At 75.2% G+C, this 19,091-nt stretch carries 2 protein-coding genes; both read right to left on the reverse strand.

Features of this window, described 5'->3' with window-relative positions; genetic code table 11:
- Positions 1–9,490: type I polyketide synthase (locus ACLJT4_RS23960; protein WP_411125017.1), on the reverse strand; the 9,490-nt coding region annotated here is incomplete at its 3' end.
- A 19-nt stretch (positions 9,491–9,509) separates the two neighbouring features.
- Positions 9,510–19,082, reverse strand: coding sequence for a type I polyketide synthase (locus ACLJT4_RS23965; protein ID WP_411125019.1), 9,573 nt, complete (start codon positions 19,080–19,082; stop codon positions 9,510–9,512).
- Between the last annotated feature and the right edge of the window lie 9 nt (positions 19,083–19,091).

The raw sequence follows: 19,091 nt of genomic DNA on the forward strand, positions 1-19,091 counted from the left end.
CACCACCACCCGCCACACCAGAACGACTGGACAACAACAAACGACGCACCCCACACGACCGCACCAAATGCCGAGCCAACACACCACCCAAACCACCCGTCCCACCCGTCACCCACACCGTCCCGTCCGCGGACCACGGAGTGGCGGCGGGAGTGCTCGGGACGGGGGTGCGGGCGAGACGGGCGGCGTGGGCACGGCCGGCACGGAGGAGGAGTTGGGGTTCGTCGAGGGTGAGGGCACGGGTCAGCGCGGTGCTGGAGGCCGGGTCGGTGTCGAGGTCGAGGAGGCCGAAGGTGTCGGGGTTCTCGGTCTGGGCGGAGCGGATCAGGCCCCAGACCGCGGCGGCGGCCAGGTCGTCGAGGCCGGTGCCGGCGGCGGCCACCGCACCGGTCGTGACGAACACCAGACGGGAGCCTGCGAGCCGGTCTTCGGCGAGCCACTCCTGCACGAGGGCCAGTGCGGTGCCGGCCAGGGCGTGGGCGGACCCTGGGACGTCGGCGCCGGGTTCGGAGCCGAGCGGGACGAGGACGGTGGTGGGCGGGGTGGGGTCGGCGGCCAGGAGGTCGGCGAGGGTCGCGTACCGCGTGGCGGACGGGCTGCCGAGGGCGTCGGCGAGCGCCGCGGTGTCGCTGCCCAGGAGGGCGAGCGGTGTGGGTGCGCCGGTGTCGGGCAGCGGGACCGGGGTCCAGTCCAGGTGGAAGAGCGCGTCGTGGGTGCGGGCGGTGTCGGCGGTCAGCTGCGCGGCGTCCACGGGGCGGGCGAGCAGGCGGGTGACGGTGGCGACGGCGTGGCCGGCCGGGTCGGCGACGCTGAGGGTGAGGCCGTTGGTGCCGGCGGGGGCGAGGCGCACGCGCAGCGCGGTGGCGCCCGAGGCGTGCAGGGTGACGCCTTCCCAGGCGAACGGGAGGCCGGTGGTGTGCTCGTCGGTGAGGAGCGCGGGGTGCAGCGCGGCGTCGAGGAGGGCGGGGTGCAGGCCGAAGCCTGCCGCGTCGTCGGTGGCCGGTTCGGGCAGGGCCACGTCGGCGTAGAGGACGGCACCGGCGCGCCAGGCGGCGCGCAGGCCCTGGAAGACCGGGCCGTAGCCGAAGCCGAGGGTGGCGAAGTGCGCGTAGCAGTCGTCGGTGGTGAGGGGTTGGGCGTCGGCGGGCGGCCAGACGGCGGTGTCGAAGGGGGCGGCGGCGGGGGCCTCGGCGGTGAGCACGCCGGTGGCGTGCAGCGTCCAGGTGCCGTCGGCGGTGTCGTCGGGGCGGGCGTGGACGGTGACGGTGCGGCGGCCCGTTTCGTCGGCGGCGCCGACGTGGACCTGGAGGAGCGTCGCGCCGTCCTCGGCGACGGTCACGGGGGCGGCGAGGGTGAGCTCCTCCAGGTGGCCGCAGCCGGTCTCGTCGCCGGCGCGGACGGCGAGTTCCACCAGTGCGCTGCCCGGCAGCAGGACGGTGCCCAGGACGGTGTGGTCGGCCAGCCACGGGTGGCTGCGCAGTGCGAGGCGGCCGGTGAACAGCACGCCGTCGTCGGGGAGTTGGACGGCCGCGCCGAGCAGGGGGTGTTCGGCGGCGGCGAGGCCGGCGGCGCGGACGTCGTCCGGGCGGGCGGGGCGGGCGGCGGGCCAGAACCAACGGTGTTGGAAGGCGTAGGTCGGCAGGTCGACGCGGACGGCGTCGACGCCGGCGAAGGCGGCGGGCCAGTCGGCGTCGACGCCGAGCACCCGGAGCTGGCAGAGCGCCGCGATGACGGCCTGTTCCTCCGGCCGGTCCTTGCGCAGGAGCGGGACCGTGGCGGCGCCTTCGGGTGCGGATTCCTGGGCCATGGCGGACAGCACGCTGTCGGGGCCGAGTTCGACGAAGGTGGTGACGCCGTGGTCGGCGAGGGTGCGGATGCCGTCGGCGAAGCGGACCGCCTCGCGGACGTGCCGGACCCAGTAGTCGGCGGAGCGGAGCGCGTCGGCGACGGCCAGTTCGCCGGTCAGGTTGGAGACGACGGGGAGGGTGGGGGCGGTGAAGGTGAGGCCGTCGACGACCGCGCGGAAGTCGTCCAGCATCGGGTCCATCAGCGGTGAGTGGAAGGCGTGGCTGACCCGCAGGCGGGTGGTGCGGCGGCCCTGGTCGGCGAAGCGCCGGGCGACGGCGAGCGCCGCGCCCTCATGGCCGGACACGACGACGGAGGTGGGGCCGTTGACGGCGGCGATCGACACGTCGTCGGTGAGGAGCGGCAGGACCTCGTCCTCGGTGGCTTCGACGGCGAGCATCGCGCCGCCTTCGGGCAGCGACTGCATCAGTACGGCGCGGGCGACCACGAGGCGGCAGGCGTCCGCCAGGGAGAGGACCCCGGCGACGTGCGCGGCGGCGATCTCACCGATGGAGTGGCCGGCCACGAAGTCCGGTGCGATGCCCCAGCTGGCCAGGAGGCGGAAGAGGGCCACCTCGACGGCGAACAGCGCGGGTTGGGTGTAGCCGGTGCGGTCGACGAGTTGGGCGTCCTCGCCCCAGATGACGTCGCGGAGCGGATGGCCGAGTTCCGCGTCGAGCACGGTGAGGACGGTGTCCAGGGCTTCGGCGAAGGCGGGGAAGCGCTCGTAGAGGACGCGGCCCATGCCGAGGCGTTGGGAGCCCTGGCCGGAGAAGAGGAAGGCGGTGCGGCCGGTGCCGGCCTTGCCGGTCACGGCGACCGGGTCGGTCTGGCCGGCGGCGAGCGCGGCGAGCGCCCGCAGCGCCTCGGTGCGGTCGGTACCGAGGACGACGGCCCGGTGGTCGAAGGCGGTGCGGGTGGCGACCAGCGAGTGGCTGACGTCGACGGGACGCAGCTCGGGGTGCGCCTCGACGTGGGCGAGGAGGCGGGCGGCCTGGGCGCGCAGGGCCTCGGGGGACTTGGCGGACAGTGCCCAGGGGGCGGCCGGCAGTTCCTCGACCGGCCGGGTGGTGCGCGCGGCCGCGCGGAGTGCGGCGCCCGGCGGCTGCTCGATGACGACGTGGGCGTTGGTGCCGCTGATGCCGAACGAGGAGACGCCCGCGCGCCGGGCCCGGCCCGTCTCCGGCCAGGCGATCTCGTCCGTCAGCAGCTCGACCGCACCCGCACTCCAGTCCACGTGCGACGACGGGGCATCGACGTGCAACGTCCGCGGCAGGACGCCTCGTTGCATCGCCAGCACCATCTTGATGACGCCCGCGACACCGGCCGCGGCCTGGGTGTGACCGATGTTGGACTTGATCGAACCGAGCCACAGCGGCTGGTCGGCATCGCGGTCACGGCCGTAGGTCGCGAGGAGCGCCTGGGCCTCGATCGGGTCACCGAGCGTCGTACCGGTACCATGCGCCTCGACCACATCCACGTCGAGGGGCGACAGGCCGCCGCTGGCGAGTGCCTGGCGGATGACTCGCTGCTGGGAGGGTCCGTTGGGCGCCGTCAGGCCGTTCGAGGCACCATCCTGATTGACCGCCGAGCCGCGCACCACCGCCAGGATCTCGTGACCGTTGCGGACCGCGTCCGACTGGCGCTCCAGCACCAGCATGCCGACGCCCTCGGACCAGGCCACGCCGTCGGCGGCCTCGGCGAACGCCTTGGAACGGCCGTCGGGGGCCAGGCCGCGCTGGCGCGAGAACTCCACGAACGTACTGGGCGTGGACATCACCGTCACACCACCGGCCAACGCCAACGAGCACTCCCCCGCCCGCAACGCCTGCGCCGCCCAGTGCAACGCCACCAACGACGACGAACACGCCGTGTCCACCGTCACCGCCGGACCTTCGAGACCCAGACTGTAGGAAACACGGCCGGAGGCGACGCTCGGGGCGCTGCCGTTGCCGCGGAACGCCTCGTACTCGTCTCCGGTGAGGGCGGTGCCGTAGTCGTTGTACATGACGCCGGCGAAGACGCCGGTGCGGCTGTCGCGCAGGGTGGCGGGGTCCATGCCGGCGCGTTCGACGGCCTCCCAGGAGAGTTCGAGCAGCAGGCGCTGCTGGGAGTCGGTGGCCATCGCCTCGCGCGGGCTCATGCCGAAGAAGTCCGGGTCGAACGAGCCGGCGTCGTGCAGGAAGCCGCCGGCGCGGACGTGGGTGCGGCCCGGGCGGTCGGGGTCGGGGTCGTAGAGGTTGTCGAGGTCCCAACCACGGTTGACCGGGAACGGGCCGGTGGCGTCGGCGCCTTCGCTGACCAGGCGCCAGAGGTCCTCGGGTGAGGTGACGCCGCCGGGGTAGCGGCAGGACATGCCGACGATGACGATCGGGTCGTCGCTGTTGGCGGTCGACGACGGGAGCGCGCGAGTCGGCGTCAACTCGGCCTCGGAACCGAGGAGTTCGTCGCGCAGGTGGTCGGCGAGGGCGTGCGGTGTCGGGTAGTCGAACACCATGGTGGCGGGCAGCCGCAGGCCGGTGGCGGAGTTCAGGGCGTTGCGGAGTTCGACGGCGGTGAGCGAGTCGAAGCCGAGGTCCTGGAACGGGCGGCCGGCGGCCACCTCGTTGGCGTCGGCATGGCCGAGGACCTGGGCGATCTGTGTGCGGACGAGGTCCCGGAGGGTTTCCCGCCGAGCGGCGGCGTCGAGTCCGGCGAGTCGCTGGGCGAGTCCGTCGGCGGTCTGGGACGCCTGGGCGGCGGCGCGCCGGACGGGGGTGCGGATCAGGCCGCGCAGCAGGGGGGCGATCTCGCCCTGGGTGCGCAGGACGGGCAGGTCGAGGCAGACCGGGGCGAGGGCCGCGGGACCGGCGGCGAGGGCCGCGTCGAAGAGGGCGGTGCCCTGTTCCGGGGTCACCGGGGGCATGCCGGAGCGGGCGATGCGCTCGACGTCGAGGTCGGAGAGGCTCTTGGTCATGCCGGCGCTCCGGCTCCACGGCCCCCAGGCGAGGGCGGTGGCGGGCAGGCCGGCGGCGGTGCGGTGGGCGGCGAGGGCGTCCAGGAAGGCGTTGCCGGCCGCGTAGTTGGCCTGCCCGGGGCTGCCGAGGGTGGCGGCGACGGAGGAGAAGAGGACGAAGGCGGCCAGGTCGAGGTGGCGGGTCGCCTCGTGCAGGTGCCAGGCGGCGTCGACCTTGGGTCGCAGGACGGCGGCCAGGCGCTCGGTGGTGAGCGAGCCGAGGACGCCGTCGTCGACGATGCCGGCGGTGTGGATGACGGCGGTGAGCGGGTGGGCGTCGGGGACGGTGGTGAGCAGGTCGGTGAGGGCGGCCGGGTCGGTGACGTCGCAGGCGGTGATGCGGACGGTGGCGCCGTGTCCGGTGAGTTCGGTGAGCAGGTCGTCGGCGCCGTCGGCGGCGGGGCCGCGGCGGCTGGCGAGCAGCAGGTGGCGGACGCCGCGGGCGGTGACCAGGTGGCGGGCGAGGACCGCGCCCAGGCCGCCGGTCCCGCCGGTGATCAGGACGGTGCCGTCCGGGTGCCAGTCGGTGGGCTCGGTGGGGAGGGGGACGCGGGCCAGGCGGGCGGTGCGCAGGTCGGTGCCGTGCAGGGCGAGGTCGGGTTCGTCGCCGGTGGCGGCCAGGGCGGTCGCCAGGGCCTCGGGGTCGGGGCGGTCGGGGCCGGGGGGCAGGTCGAGGAGGGCGAACCGGCCGGGGTTCTCGGTGCGGGCGGTGCGGAGCAGGCCGCCGGCGGCCGCGGCGGCGGGGTCGGTGCCGTCGGTGGCGCCGTGGGTGACGAGGACCAGGCGGGCGTGGGCGAAGCGGTCGTCGGCCAGCCACTGTTGGGCGAGGTCGAGGACGGCCGCGGTGGTGGCGTGTGTGGCGGCCGGGACGGGGGCGTCGTGGTCCGTGGTCAGGGTGGTGACGACCAGGTCGGGGACGGGGGCGTCGGCCGTGGCGAGGGTGGACAGGTCGGGGTGGGTGGTGGTGTGGAGGCCGGCGGCGTGGAGGGGGCCGGCGAGGGTGTCCGGGTCGGCGCCGAGGACGGCGACGGTGGTCGGGGTGGTGGTGGGTCGGGTGGTGAGCGGGGTCCACTCGACGTGGAAGAGGGAGTCGCGGTGGACGGTGGCGGTGTTGCCGGGGTTTTGGGTGGGGACTTCGCGGGAGACCAGGGAGTCCACGGACAGCACGGTGGTGCCGGTGGTGTCGTAGACGGCGATGGTGACGGTGTCGTCGCCGGCCGGGGCGATCCTGGCGCGGACGGTGCGGGCGCCGGAGGCGGCGAGCGAGACGCCCTGCCAGGCGAACGGCAGGCCGCCGCGGCTGAGGGCGCCGAGGTCGACGTAGGCGGCGGCGTGCTGGGCGGCGTCCAGCAGTGCCGGGTGGAGTCCGAAGTCGGTGGGGTCGGTGCCGGCGTCGTCGGGCAGGGCGACCTCGGCGTACACCTCGGTGCCGCGGCGCCAGGCGGCTCGCAGGCCCTGGAAGGCGGGGCCGTAGGCGAAGCCGAGGTCGGCGAGGCGTGCGTAGGCGCCGGTGACGTCGACGGGTTCGGCGCCGGCGGGCGGCCAGGCGGTGGCGTCGAAGGCCGGGTCGGGGGCGCCGGCGCCGGTGGTCAGGACACCGGTGGCGTGCTGGGACCAGGGCAGGTCGAAGCCGTCCGCGGTGCGGGAGAAGATGCCGAGGGTGCGGCGGCCGGCGGGGTCGGGGGCGCCGACCCGGACCTGGAGTTGGACGCCGCCGTGCTCGGGGAGCACCAGGGGTGCGGCCAGGGTCAGTTCCTCGACGCGGTCGCAGCCGGCCTCGTCGCCGGCACGGACGGCGAGTTCGACGAAGGCGGTGCCGGGGAGCAGGGCGCGGCCCTGCACGGCGTGGTCGGCGAGCCAGGGGTGGGTCCGCAGGGCGAGCCGACTGGTGAACACGTACCCGGCGCCGTCGGCGAGTTCGGCGGTGGCGCCGAGCAGGGGGTGGTTTGCGGCACCGAGCCCGGCGGCGGTGAGGTCCTGGGCTGTGCGGGCCGGCGTCGGCCAGAACCGCTGGTGCTGGAAGGGGTAGGTGGGCAGGTCGGTGCGGTGGGCGCCGGTGCCGTCGAAGAGGCGGGCCCAGCGGACGGTGACGCCGCGGACGTGGGCGCGGGCCAGGCCGGTGACGGCGGCGAGTTCCTCGGGGCGGTCCTTGCGGAGCAGCGGGACGGTGCTGGCGCCGTCGGGCAGGGATTCCTGGGCCATGGCGGACAGCACGCCGTCCGGGCCGAGTTCGACGAGGGTGGTGACGCCGCGGGTGGTGAGGGCGTGGATGCCGTCGGCGAAGCGGACCGCCTCGCGGACGTGCCGGACCCAGTAGTCGGCGGTGCGCAGGTCGGTGCCGGTGGCGATGGTGCCGGTGAGGTTGGAGACGACCGGGATGCGCGGCTCGTGGTAGGTGAGCTGCTCGGCGACGGCGCGGAAGTCCGCCAGCATCGGGTCCATGAGCGGCGAGTGGAAGGCGTGGCTGACCCGTAGGCGGGTGGTCTTGCGGCCCTGGGCGGCGAAGTGCGCGGCGAGCGTGGTGACGGCGTCCTCGGTGCCGGCGATGACGACGGCGGTGGGTCCGTTGACGGCGGCGATCGAGACGTCGTCGGTGAGGTGCGGGGTGACCTCGTCCTCGGTGGCGCGGAGCGCGAGCATGGCGCCGCCGCGCGGGAGCGCCTGCATGAGGCGGGCGCGGGCGGCGACGAGGGTGCAGGCGTCGGGCAGGGAGAGGACGCCGGCGACGTGCGCGGCGGCGAGTTCGCCGATGGAGTGGCCGCCGACGAAGTCGGGGGTGACGCCGAGGGAGGCGACCAGGCGGTAGAGGGCGACCTCGACGGCGAACAGGGCGGGTTGGGCCCAGCCGGTGTCGTCGAGGAGGTCGGCGTCGGTGCCCCAGACGACGTCACGCAGCGGACGGTCGAGGTGCGCGTCGAGGAGGGCGGCGGTCTCGTCGAAGGCGGCGGCGAACGCCGGGAAGCGGGTGTGGAGTTCGCGTCCCATGCCCAGGCGCTGGGAGCCCTGGCCGGAGAAGAGGACCGCGGCCGGCCCCTCGTCGGCGGTGCCGTGGGCGAGGGCGGTGCCGTCGGGGAGCAGGACGGTGCGGTGTTCGAAGGTGGTGCGTCCGTCGGCGAGGGCGTAGCCGATGTCGAGGGCGTCGGCGTCGGGGGTGGCGGCGAGGTGGGCGGTGAGGCGGGCGCGTTGGGCGTCGAGTGCGGTGGCGGTGCGGGCGGAGAGCGGCCAGGGGATGACGGCGGGGCGGACGGTGGGGTCGGTGGTGGGCCGTTCGGGGGCGGTGGGGGCCTGTTCGAGGATGACGTGGGCGTTGGTGCCGCTGATGCCGAAGGAGGAGACGCCGGCGCGGCGGGGCCGGCCGGTGTCGGGCCAGGTCACGGCCTCGTCGAGGAGGTTGACGGCGCCGGCGGTCCAGTCGACGTCGGTGGTGGGTTCGGTGGCGTGCAGGCTGCGCGGCAGCGTCCCGCGCTGCAACGCCATGATCATTTTGATCACGCCGGCGGCACCGGACGCGGCCTGGGTGTGACCGATGTTGGACTTGACCGAGCCCAGCCACAGCGGTCGCGTCCGGTCCTGCCCGTAGGTGGCGAGGAGCGCTTGGGCCTCGATGGGGTCGCCCAGGGTGGTGCCGGTGCCGTGCGCCTCGACGGCGTCGACGTCGGCGGCGGTGAGGTGGGCGCTGTCGAGCGCGGCGCGGATCACGCGCTGTTGGGACGGGCCGTTGGGGGCGGTCAGGCCGTTGGAGGCGCCGTCCTGGTTGATGGCGGAACCGCGCAGCACGGCGAGGACCGGGCGGCCCTCGCGCTGGGCGTCGGAGAGCCGCATCAGGACCAGCATGCCGGCGCCCTCACCCCAGCCGGTGCCGTCGGCGGCGTCGGAGAACGGCTTGCAGCGGCCGTCGGCGGCGAGGCCGCTCTGGGCGGTGAAGGAGACGAACGGGCCGGGGGTGGCCATGACGGACGCGCCGCCGGCCAGGGCCATGGCGCACTCGCCGCCGCGCAGGGCCTGGACGGCCCAGTGCAGGGCGACGAGCGAGGAGGAGCAGCCGGTGTCGACGGTGACCGCCGGGCCCTCGGCGCCGAGGGTGTACGAGAGCCGGCCGGAGATGACGCTGGCGGCGTGGCCGGTGGTCGCGTAGACCTCGGCGTCCTCGGCGGACGCCTTGATGACCTCGCCGTAGTCCTGGCCGGTGGTGCCGACGAAGACGCCGGTGGGGCTGCCGCGGAGCGTCGACGGGTCGATGCCGGCCCGTTCCAGGGCTTCCCAGGTGATTTCCAGCAGAATGCGCTGCTGGGGGTCCATGGCGACCGCTTCGCGCGGGGAGATGCCGAAGAAGCCCGGGTCGAAGCCGGCGACGTCGTCGACGAAGCCGCCGACCTGGGTGAGGCTGCTGCCCTCGCCGCCGCCGGCCAGCTTCTCCAGGTCCCAGCCGCGGTCCTGCGGGAACGGCCCGATCACGTCGCGGCCCTCGGCGACCAGGTGCCACAGGTCCTCGGGCGAGGTGACGCCGCCGGGGAAGCGGCAGCCGATGCCGACGACCGCGACGGGTTCCACCGCCGCCGCCACCAGTTGTTCGTTCTGCCGGCGCAGCCGCTCGATCTCCTTGAGGGAGGACCGGAGTGCCTCGACGTACTTGTCGGGGTTCGTGCTCATGGTGGGCTCCAGCTCTCTTTCAGTTCGCCGAGTTCTCGGTGGCCAGCCGCAGCAGGGCTTCGGCGTCCATGTCGTCGAGGGATTCCGCGGGGTCGGCGGCCTCGGGGGCGGGGTCGTCGGTCGCTTCGGAGTCGGCGAGTTTCAGCACCATGTCGAGGAGGCCCGCCTTGCGCAGCCGTCCGAGGGGGACGGTGGCGAGCGCCTCGCGGATGCGGGCGTCGGGGTCGTCGGGGCGGCCGGTGGCGGGGGCCTCGGGGGCCGTGCCGAAGAGCAGCGTGCCGAGGTGGCCGGCGAGGGCCGTGGGGGTGGGGTGGTCGAAGACGAGCGCGGCCGGCAGGGGCAGGCCGAGGGCGGCGCGCAGCCGGTTGCGCAGTTCGACGGCGGTGACGGAGTCGAAGCCGACGTCGCGGAAGGCCCGGCCGGCGGGGACGGCGTCGGGGGTGGCGTGGCCGAGGGTCGCGGACGCCTCGGCGCGGACCGCCTCGACGAGGGCCCGGCCGCGCTCGGCGGCGGACAGCTCCTCCAGGTGGCGGCGGAGCGGTGGGGCCGCGGGGGCGTCGCCGGGCGCCGCTTCGAGGTCGTCGTGCAGCGCGCGGACGGCTTCGGGCACCGTGCTGAACAGGGCGCTGGGCCGGCCGGCGGTGAAGCTCGGGGCGAACGCCTCCCAGTCCATGAGGGTCACGGCGAGGGTGGTGTCGCCGTCCTCCAGCATCTGTTGGAGCGCGCCGATCGCGAGGTCGGGCGCCATGGCGCGGAGGCCCTGGCGGTGCAGCCGCTCGTGCACCTCGGGGACGGTGGCCATGCCGACCTCGCCCCAGGTGCCCCAGGCGACGGACGCGCCGGGCAGGCCGAGGGAGCGGCGGTGGGCGGCGAGCGCGTCGAGGTAGGCGTTGGCGGCGGCGTAGCCGGGTTGGCCGCCGCTGCCCCAGACGGCGGCGCCGGACGAGAACAGCACGAACGCGTCGAGGTCGCGGCCGGCGGTGAGGTCGTGCAGGTGGTGGGCGGCGGTGAGTTTGGCGCGGAGCAGTGCGTCGAGTTGGTCGAGGGTCAGGTCGGCGACGGGGGCGTCCCCGTCGGCCACGCCCGCGGAGTGGAAGACGGAGCTGAGCGGCTGGTCGGCGGGGAGGTCGGCGAGCAGGGCGGTCAGGGCGGCGCGGTCGGCGACATCGCAGGCGACGAGGGTGACGCGGGCGCCCAGTGCCTCCAGTTCGGCGCGGAGTTCCGCGGCGCCGGGTGCGTCCGGGCCGCGGCGGCTGGTCAGGACGAGGTGTGCGGCGCCGCGCTCGGCCATCCAGCGGGCGATCCGGCCGCCGATGCCGCCGGTGCCGCCGGTGATGAGGCAGGTGCCACGCCCGTGCCAGCGGTCCTCGCGGCGGGGCGTGGCCGGGGTGGCGTGCACCAGGCGGCGGGCGCGCACCCCGGCGGCGCGGACGGCGAGTTGGTCCTCGCCGGCGGGCTCGGCGAGCAGGCCGGCGAGGCGGTGCGCGGCGCGGTCGTCGAGGGTGGCGGGCAGGTCGATCAGGCCGCCCCAGCGGTCGGGGTGCTCCAGGGCGACGACCCGGCCGAGGCCCCACAAGGAGCCCTGCACGGGGCTGCCGAGCGGGTCGTCGGGGCCGGTGGTGACGGCGCCGCGGGTCAGGCACCACAGGGGCGCGGTCAGGCCGGCGTCGCCGAGCGCCTGGACCAGGACGAGGGTCTGCCCGAGGCCCAGCGGCACCGACGCCAGGTCCGGGTGGTGTTCCTCGACGGCCGCCAGCAGCGACACGACCCCGGTGAACTCCGCACTGTCCTCGACCAGTTGGGCGAGTTGGGCGGCCCAGGCGGCGCGGTCGGTGCCCTTGGCCTCGAAGCGGACGGCGTCGGCGCCCAGGGCGTCGAGCACGGCGGCGACCCAGGGGGTGTCGGCGTGGTCCGGGGGGACGGCGATCAGCAGCCGGCCGGGGGTGCGGGTGGCGGCGGGTTCCGCGATCCGGGTCCACTGGACGTGGTAGCGGAGCTCGTCGATGCGGGTGCGGGCCTGGGCCTTGGCGCGCCAGGCCGACAGGGCGGGCAGGACGGCGCCGAGGGCGGGGTGCTCGGCGTCGGCGGGGACGCCGAGTTCGTCGGCGAGCGCGGTGAGGTCCTGGTTCTCGACGAGCTGCCAGAAGGCGGTGTCGGCCGCGTCGCCGGCGGTCGGCGCGGTGGCGGGTCGGGGGGCGGGCCAGAAGTCCCGGCGTTGGAAGGGGTAGGTGGGCAGGTCCACCGGGGTGTGGTCGGGGTGCGTGAAGATCGTGGTCCAGTCGACCGGGGCGCCGTGCGCGTGGGCCTCGGCGAGCGAGGCCAGGAAGCGCCGCGGGCCGCCCTCGTCGCGGCGGAGGGAGCCGAGGACCACCGCGGAACCGCCGGTGCCGGCCGCGACGGCCTCCTGGGTCTCCTGGATCGGGGCGGCCAGCACCGGGTGCGGGCTGACCTCGACGAAGAGGCGGTGGCCGGCGGCGAGGAGGGCGCGGGTGGCCTCCTCCATGCGGACGGTCTGCCGCAGGTTGGTGTACCAGTAGGCGCCGTCGAAGGCGGCGTCGTCCACCCGGGCGCCGGTGACGGTCGAGTAGAACGGCACTTCGGGGGCGCGCGGGCGGACCGGTGCGAGGACGCGGCCGAGTTCGTCGCGGACCGCCTCGACGTGCGGCCCGTGCGAGGCGTAGTCCACGGACACCCGGCGGGCCCGTACGCCCTGTTCCTGGCAGGCGGTGTGCAGCGCGTCGAGGGCGTCGGCGTCGCCGGAGACGACCACGGACGAGGGTCCGTTGACGGCGGCGACGGACAGTGCCTCCCGCCACGGGGCGAGGAGTTCGACGACCCGGTCGACGGGGGCGGACACCGACATCATGCCGCCGCGGCCGGAGAGTTGCGGCAGGGCCTGGCTGCGCAGCGCCACCACCCGGGCGGCGTCCGCGAGGCTGAGGGCCCCGGCCACGCAGGCCGCGGCGATCTCGCCCTGGGAGTGGCCGACCACGGCGCCGGGGGTGACGCCGTGGGCGCGCCAGAGCGCGGACAGCGCGACCATCACGGCGAACAGCGCGGGCTGGACCACGTCCACGCGTTCCAGCAGGTCCGGGTCGCCCTCGCCGGCCAGGACGTCGTGCAGTGACCAGTCGACGTACGGGGCGAGGGCGTCCGCGCAGTCGTCGACGGCGGTGCGGAACACCTCGGACGTGGCGAGGAGTTCGCGGCCCATGCCCCACCATTGGGACCCCTGGCCGGGGAAGACGAAGACCGGCCCGGCGGGGTCGGGCCCGGCGACGCCGGTGACCAGGCCCGCCGTGGAGGCGCCGGTGGCCAGGGCGGTCAGGCCGCGCAGGAAGTCGGCGCGCTGCTCGCCGACGACGACGGCGCGGTGCTCGAAGGCGGCCCGGGTGGTGGCCAGGGCGTGTCCGACGGCGGCGGGCGGGAGGTCCGGGGACCCCTCGACGGTGCCGAGCAGCCGGGCGGCCTGGTCACGCAGGGCCGCGGCGGACTTGGCGGCGAGCGGCCACGGGACGACCGCGGCGGCGTCCGCGGGCGGGTCGGCGTCCACGGGCGGGTCGGTCGGCGGGGCCTGTTCCAGGATGAGGTGGGCGTTGGTTCCGCTGATGCCGAACGAGGAGACGCCGGCCCGGCGGGGGCGTCCGGTCTCGGGCCACGGGGTGGTCCCGCGCAGCGGTTGCACGGCGCCGGCGCTCCAGTCGACGTGGCGGGAGGGCGTGTCGAGGTGCAGGGTGCCGGGCAGTTCGCCGGCCTCCATGGCGAGGACCATCTTGATCACGCCGGCGACCCCGGCGGCGGCCTGGGTGTGGCCGATGTTGGACTTCACCGAGCCGAGCAGCAGCGGCCGTTCGGCGTCGTGGTCCTGGCCGTAGGTGGCCAGTAGGGCCTGGGCCTCGATGGGGTCGCCCAGCTTCGTGCCGGTGCCGTGCCCCTCGACCGCGTCGACGTCGGCGCCGGTCAGGCCGGAGTTGGCGAGGGCCTGGCGGATGACGCGCTGTTGGGACGGGCCGTTGGGCGCGGTCAGGCCGTTGGAGGCGCCGTCCTGGTTGACGGCGGAGCCGCGGATGACGGCGAGCACCCGGTGCCCGTTGGCGCGGGCGACGGAGAGCCGTTCCAGGAGGACGACGCCGACGCCTTCGGCGAGGGTCATGCCGTCGGCGGCGTCGGAGAACGGCTTGCAGCGGCCGTCGGGAGCGAGGGCGCGCTGCCGGCTGAAGCCGACGAAGGCGTGCGGGGTGGCCATCACGGCCGCGCCGCCGGCCAGGGCGAGGGAGCTCTCCCCGGTGCGCAGGGACTGGCAGGCCAGGTGCAGGGCGACCAGGGAGGACGAGCAGGCGGTGTCGACGGTGACCGCCGGGCCTTCCAGGCCGAGCAGGTAGGAGACCCGGCCGGACAGCACGCTGGCCGCGGTCCCGGTCACCATGTGGGCCTCGGACTCCCCGGTGCCGTTCTGCACGGTGGTGGCGTAGTCCTGGTAGCTGGCGCCGAAGAAGGTGCCGGCGGGGGTGCCGCGCAGCGACTCGGGGTTGATGCCGGCGCGCTCGACGGCTTCCCAGGCGGTTTCCAGCAGGAGCCGCTGTTGGGGGTCCATGGCGAGCGCCTCGCGCGGCGAGATGCCGAAGAAGCCGGGGTCGAAGGCGGCGGCGTCGTGGAGGAAGCCGCCGTGCAGGGAGTAGGTGCGGCCGGCCCGGTCGGGGTCGGGGTCGTAGAGGCCGTGGGCGTCCCAGCCGCGGTCCGCGGGGAACTCCGCGATGACGTCGGCGCCGTCGAGGGCGAGCCGCAGCAGGTCCTCGGGGGTGCCGGCGCCGCCGGGGTAGCGGCAGCCCATGCCGATCACGGCGATCGGGTCGTCGTCGACCGGGGTGCCGGCGGCGGTCCCCGGCTGCGGTGCGGCGGTGCCGGGCACCCCGAGCGCCGCGCCCTTCAGGAAGGCGGCCAGCGCCGCGCAGTTGGGGTGGTCGAAGACCATCGTGGACGGCAGCCGCAGTCCGGTGCAGGTCGCGAGCCGGTTGCGCAGGTCGACGGCGGTGACCGAGTCGAATCCGAGGTCGCGGAAGGCGCGCCGTTCGGGGAGGGACTCCGCGGAGGAGTGCCCGAGGACGGCGGCGGCCTCGGTGCGGACCAGGGTGAGGAGCAGCCGGTCCTGCTCGGCGTCGGTGAGGCCCGCCAGACGGGCCGTCAGGCCGCCGGCGGTCGGCTCCGTGCGCTCCGCGGCGGCCGTCCGGTCGAGGCGGCGGCGCACCTCGGGGATCTGGTCGAAGAGGTGCGCGGGGCGGCCGGTGGTGAAGACGTCGTGGTAGGTGTGCCAGTCGATGTCCATGAGGCCGACGACCGTCTCGTCGTCGTCCAGGACCTGCTGGAGCGCGGTCAGCGCCACCTCCGGGTCGAGGTATTCCAGGCCGCTGCGGCGGATCCGGTGCGGGTCGGCGAGTGCGCGCGTGCGGTCGTCGGGCCACTTGCCCCAGTGGACCGAGGTGGCGCGCTGCCCGCGGGCGCGGCGTCGTTCGGCGAGTGCGGACAGGAAGGCGTTGCCGGCGACGTAGGCGGCGTGGACGCCGCTGCCCCACATGCCGGCGGTGGAGGAGTACAGGACGAAGTCGTCGAGCTCTTCGTCGTCGAGGAGTTCGTCGAGGATCTGCGCGCCGGTGACCTTGGCGTGCACGACGTCGGCGAACTCCGCCATGGTGGTGTCGGCGAGCGCGGACAGTTCGATGGTGGCGGCGGCGTGCAGGACGGTGCGCACGGTGCGGCCGTCGGCCTTGAGGTCGGCGAGCAGTGCGGCGACCGCGTCCCGGTCGGTGATGTCACAGGCGACGGGGGTCACTTCGGTGGTCGATGCCGCCAGTTCGGCGACGAGTTCGGGGGCGCCGGGGGCGTGGGCGCCGCGCCGACTGACCAGGACCACGTGTTCCGCGCCGCGTGCGGCGAGCCACCGGGTGAGCTGCGGGGCGAGGGTGCCGGAGCCGCCGGTGATCAGGGTCGTGCCGCGCGGCGTCCAGGTCCGGGCGGGTCGGCCGCCGGGGCGTCCGGCGCGGACGATCCGGCGGGCCCAGGTGCCCGTGGGTCGGATGGCGAGCTGGTCTTCGGCGCCGAGGGCGCCGGACAGCGCGGCGGCGAGTCGGCGCGCTGCCCGATCGTCGAGGGCGGCGGGCAGGTCGACGGTGCCGCCCCAGCGCTGCGGGTGCTCCAGCGCCGCGGTCCAGCCGACGCCGGCGACCTGGCGCTGCCGGGGCCGGGTGACGGGGTCGGACGGGCCGGTGGCGAAGGCGCCGCGGGTCAGGAACCACAGCGGTGCGGGGACGTCGGTGTCGCCGAGTGCCTGCACCAGGGCGACGGACAGCGCGAGCCCACGGGTGAGACCGGGGTGCCGGGCGCTGTCGTCCTCGGCGTCGGCGAGGGCGGAGACGATGCCGGTCCAGCCGCCGGCCTCCGCCGCTACGCCGGCCAGCCGCTCCCCGAGGACGGCCCGGTCGGTGCAGTCCTCGTCCAGGACCAGGCGGCGCACCTGTGCGCCGTGCGCCTGCAACGCCCCGACGACGTCGGCGTCGTCGATGCCGTCGGCGGTCACCACCAGCCAGGTACCGCTGAGGGTGGTGCGCGGCACTTGGGCGACGGGCGTCCAACTGACGTGGTAGCGCCAGGAGTCGATGGTGGAGCGTTGGGAGCGGGCCCGGCGCCAGGAGGTGAGGCCGGGCAGGATGGCGGCGACGGACGCTTCGTCGCTGCCGAGCGCGGCGGTCAGTGCGGAGACGTCCGCCTGTTCGACGGCGGCCCAGAATTCGGCGTCCATCGGGGCGTCGGCGGTGGGACGGTCGATCGCGGTCGGGGTCTGCCAGTACCGCTCGCGTTGGAAGGCGTAGGTGGGCAGGTCGACACGGGACGCCCCGGTCCCCTCGAACACGCCCGTCCAGTCGACGTGCACGCCGCGCACGAACAGCGCGGCGGCCGACAGCAGGAAGCGGTCCGCGCCGCCCTGGTCCCGGCGCAGCGTACCGGTCGCGACGGCCGGCACCGACGCCTCCTCGACCAGGTCCTGGACGGACATCGTCAGCACCGGGTGCGAGCTGACCTCGACGAACGCCCGGTGCTCCGCCGCCAGCAACTCCTTCACCGCGTCGGCGAACCGGACCCGTCCGCGCAGGTTGCGGAACCAGTAGCCGGCGTCCAGCTCCGTGGTGTCCAGCCAGTCGCCGGTGACGGTGGAGAAGAACGGGATCTGCCCGGCTTGGGGCGTCAACTCCGCGAGTGTGGAACGCAGTTCCTCGTGCAGGTCGTCGACCTGGTGGGAGTGGGAGGCGTAGTCCACCGCGATCCGGCGGGCCCGGACGTCGTCTTCGGTCAGGCGGGCGTGCAGGGCGTCGAGGGCGGCCGGCTCGCCGGACACCACCACCGCGCCGGGGCCGTTGACGGCGGCCACCGACACCCGCCCGTCGAACTCGCCCAGCCGCGACTCCACCTCCTCGACGGGCAACGCGACGGACATCATCCCCCCACGCCCCGCCAACGCCCGCCCAATCGCCTGACTGCGCAACGCCACCACCCGCGCACCATCACGCAACGACAACCCACCCGACACCACCGCAGCAGCAATCTCCCCCTGCGAATGCCCCACCACCGCATCCGGCACCACCCCATGCGCCCGCCACAACGCAGCCAACCCCACCATCACCGCAAACGACACCGGCTGAACCACATCCACCCGCCCCAACGACGGCGCACCCTCCACCCCCCGCAACACCTCGACCAACGACCAGTCGACAAACTCCCCCAACGCCACCCCACACTCCGCAACCCGCTCCGCGAACACCGCAGACTCATCGAGGAGTTGAGCCCCCATACCAACCCACTGCGACCCCTGACCGGGAAACACGAACACCGTCCGCCCCGCGACGTCGGCCACGCCCTCGACGAGGGGGTGTGCGGAGTGGCCGGCGGCCAGTGCCCGGGTTCCGGTGAGGAGTGCGGTGCGGTCCGGGGCGACGACCACGGCCCGGCGTTCGAGGAGGGCGCGGGCGGAGAGCAGGGTGTGTCCGACGTCCTGGGGGCGGAGTTCGGGGTCGGTCTCGACCCGGGCGGCCAGGGCCGTGGCCTGGTCGCGCAGGGCCCGTTCGGTGTGGCCTGAGACGATCCAGGGCAGCGCGGCGGCCGACTCGCCCGGCGCGGTGTCCGGCGCGGTGTCGGAGGCCGGGGCGGGCTCGGGGGCCTGTTCCAGGAGGGCGTGGGCGTTGGTGCCGCTGATGCCGAACGAGGAGACCGCGGCCCGGCGCGGCCGGCCGGTCACCGGCCACTCCTGTGCCTCGGTCAACAACCGCACCGCCCCGGCGGACCAGTCCACGTGCGACGACGGCTCGTCCGCGTGCAGGGTCCGCGGAAGTCGGCCGTGGCGCAGGGCCATCACCATCTTGATCACGCCGGCGACGCCGGCGGCGGCCTGGGCGTGGCCGATGTTGGACTTCAGGGACCCCAACCACAGCGGCTGGTCGGCGGTGTGTGCCTGGCCGTAGGTGGCGAGCAGTGCCTGGGCCTCGATGGGGTCGCCGAGCCGGGTGCCGGTGCCGTGCGCCTCGACGACGTCGACGTCGGCGGCGGTCAGGCCGGTGCGGGCGAGGGCCTGTTGGATGACGCGTTCCTGGGACGGACCGTTGGGGGCGGACAGGCCGTTGGAGGCGCCGTCCTGGTTGACCGCCGAGCCGCGCAGCACGGCGAGGACCGGGTGGCCGTTGCGCTGGGCGTCGGAGAGCCGCTCGGCGACCAGGACGCCGACGCCCTCGGCCCAGCCGGTGCCGTCGGCGGCGTCGGAGAACGCCTTGCAGCGGCCGTCCGGTGCCAGGCCGCCCTGGGCGCTGAACTCGACGAAGAGGGAGGGTTCGGTGAGCAGCGTCACGCCGCCGATCAGGGCGAGGCCGGATTCGCCGGAGCGCAGTGACTGGGTCGCCAGGTGCAGGGCGACGAGGGAGGAGGAGCAGGCGGTGTCGACGGTGACGGCGGGGCCTTCGAGGCCGAGGGTGTAGGCGAGGCGGCCGGAGAGCACGCTGGCGGCGGTGCCGGTCAGTGCGTGGCCGTGGAGTTCGGTGGCGGTGCCGGCCGAGGGGGCGCCCCAGTGGTAGGACCCGACGAACACCCCGGAGCGGGTGCCGCGTAGCGCGGTGGGGGCGATGCCGGCCCGTTCCAGGGCCTCCCAGGACACTTCGAGGAGGAGGCGTTGTTGGGGGTCCATGGCGGTCGCCTCGCGCGGCGAGATGCCGAAGAACGCGGGGTCGAATTCGGCGGCGTCGTAGAGGAATCCGCCTTCGTGGGTGCTGCTGCTGCCGTCGCCATTCCCGGTGAGGGCCGCCAAGTCCCAGCCGCGGTCGGTGGGGAAACCGGAAACGGCGTCAGCCCCGGTCCAGACCAGGCCCCAGAGGGATTCCGGTGAATTCACGCCGCCGGGCAGCCGGCACCCCATTCCGACGATGGCAACGGGTTCGTTGTCCTTGGATTCCAGTTCTCCAATGCGGCGGCGGGCGCGTCGGAGATCGGAGGTGACTCGTCGCAGATAGTCGACGATTTTCTCCTGCTGGTCCGGCTGGCCTTGCGGGGATTCCGACATGTCCGTCCT

Source organism: Streptomyces sp. x-19 (assembly GCF_046549115.1).
GTDB lineage: Bacteria > Actinomycetota > Actinomycetes > Streptomycetales > Streptomycetaceae > Streptomyces > Streptomyces albulus_C.

Bases quoted from the DNA above. Each gene is read 5' to 3' on its own strand.
- ACLJT4_RS23965 (WP_411125019.1), bottom strand. From the start codon at position 19,082: ATGTCGGAATCCCCGCAAGGCCAGCCGGACCAGCAGGAGAAAATCGTC.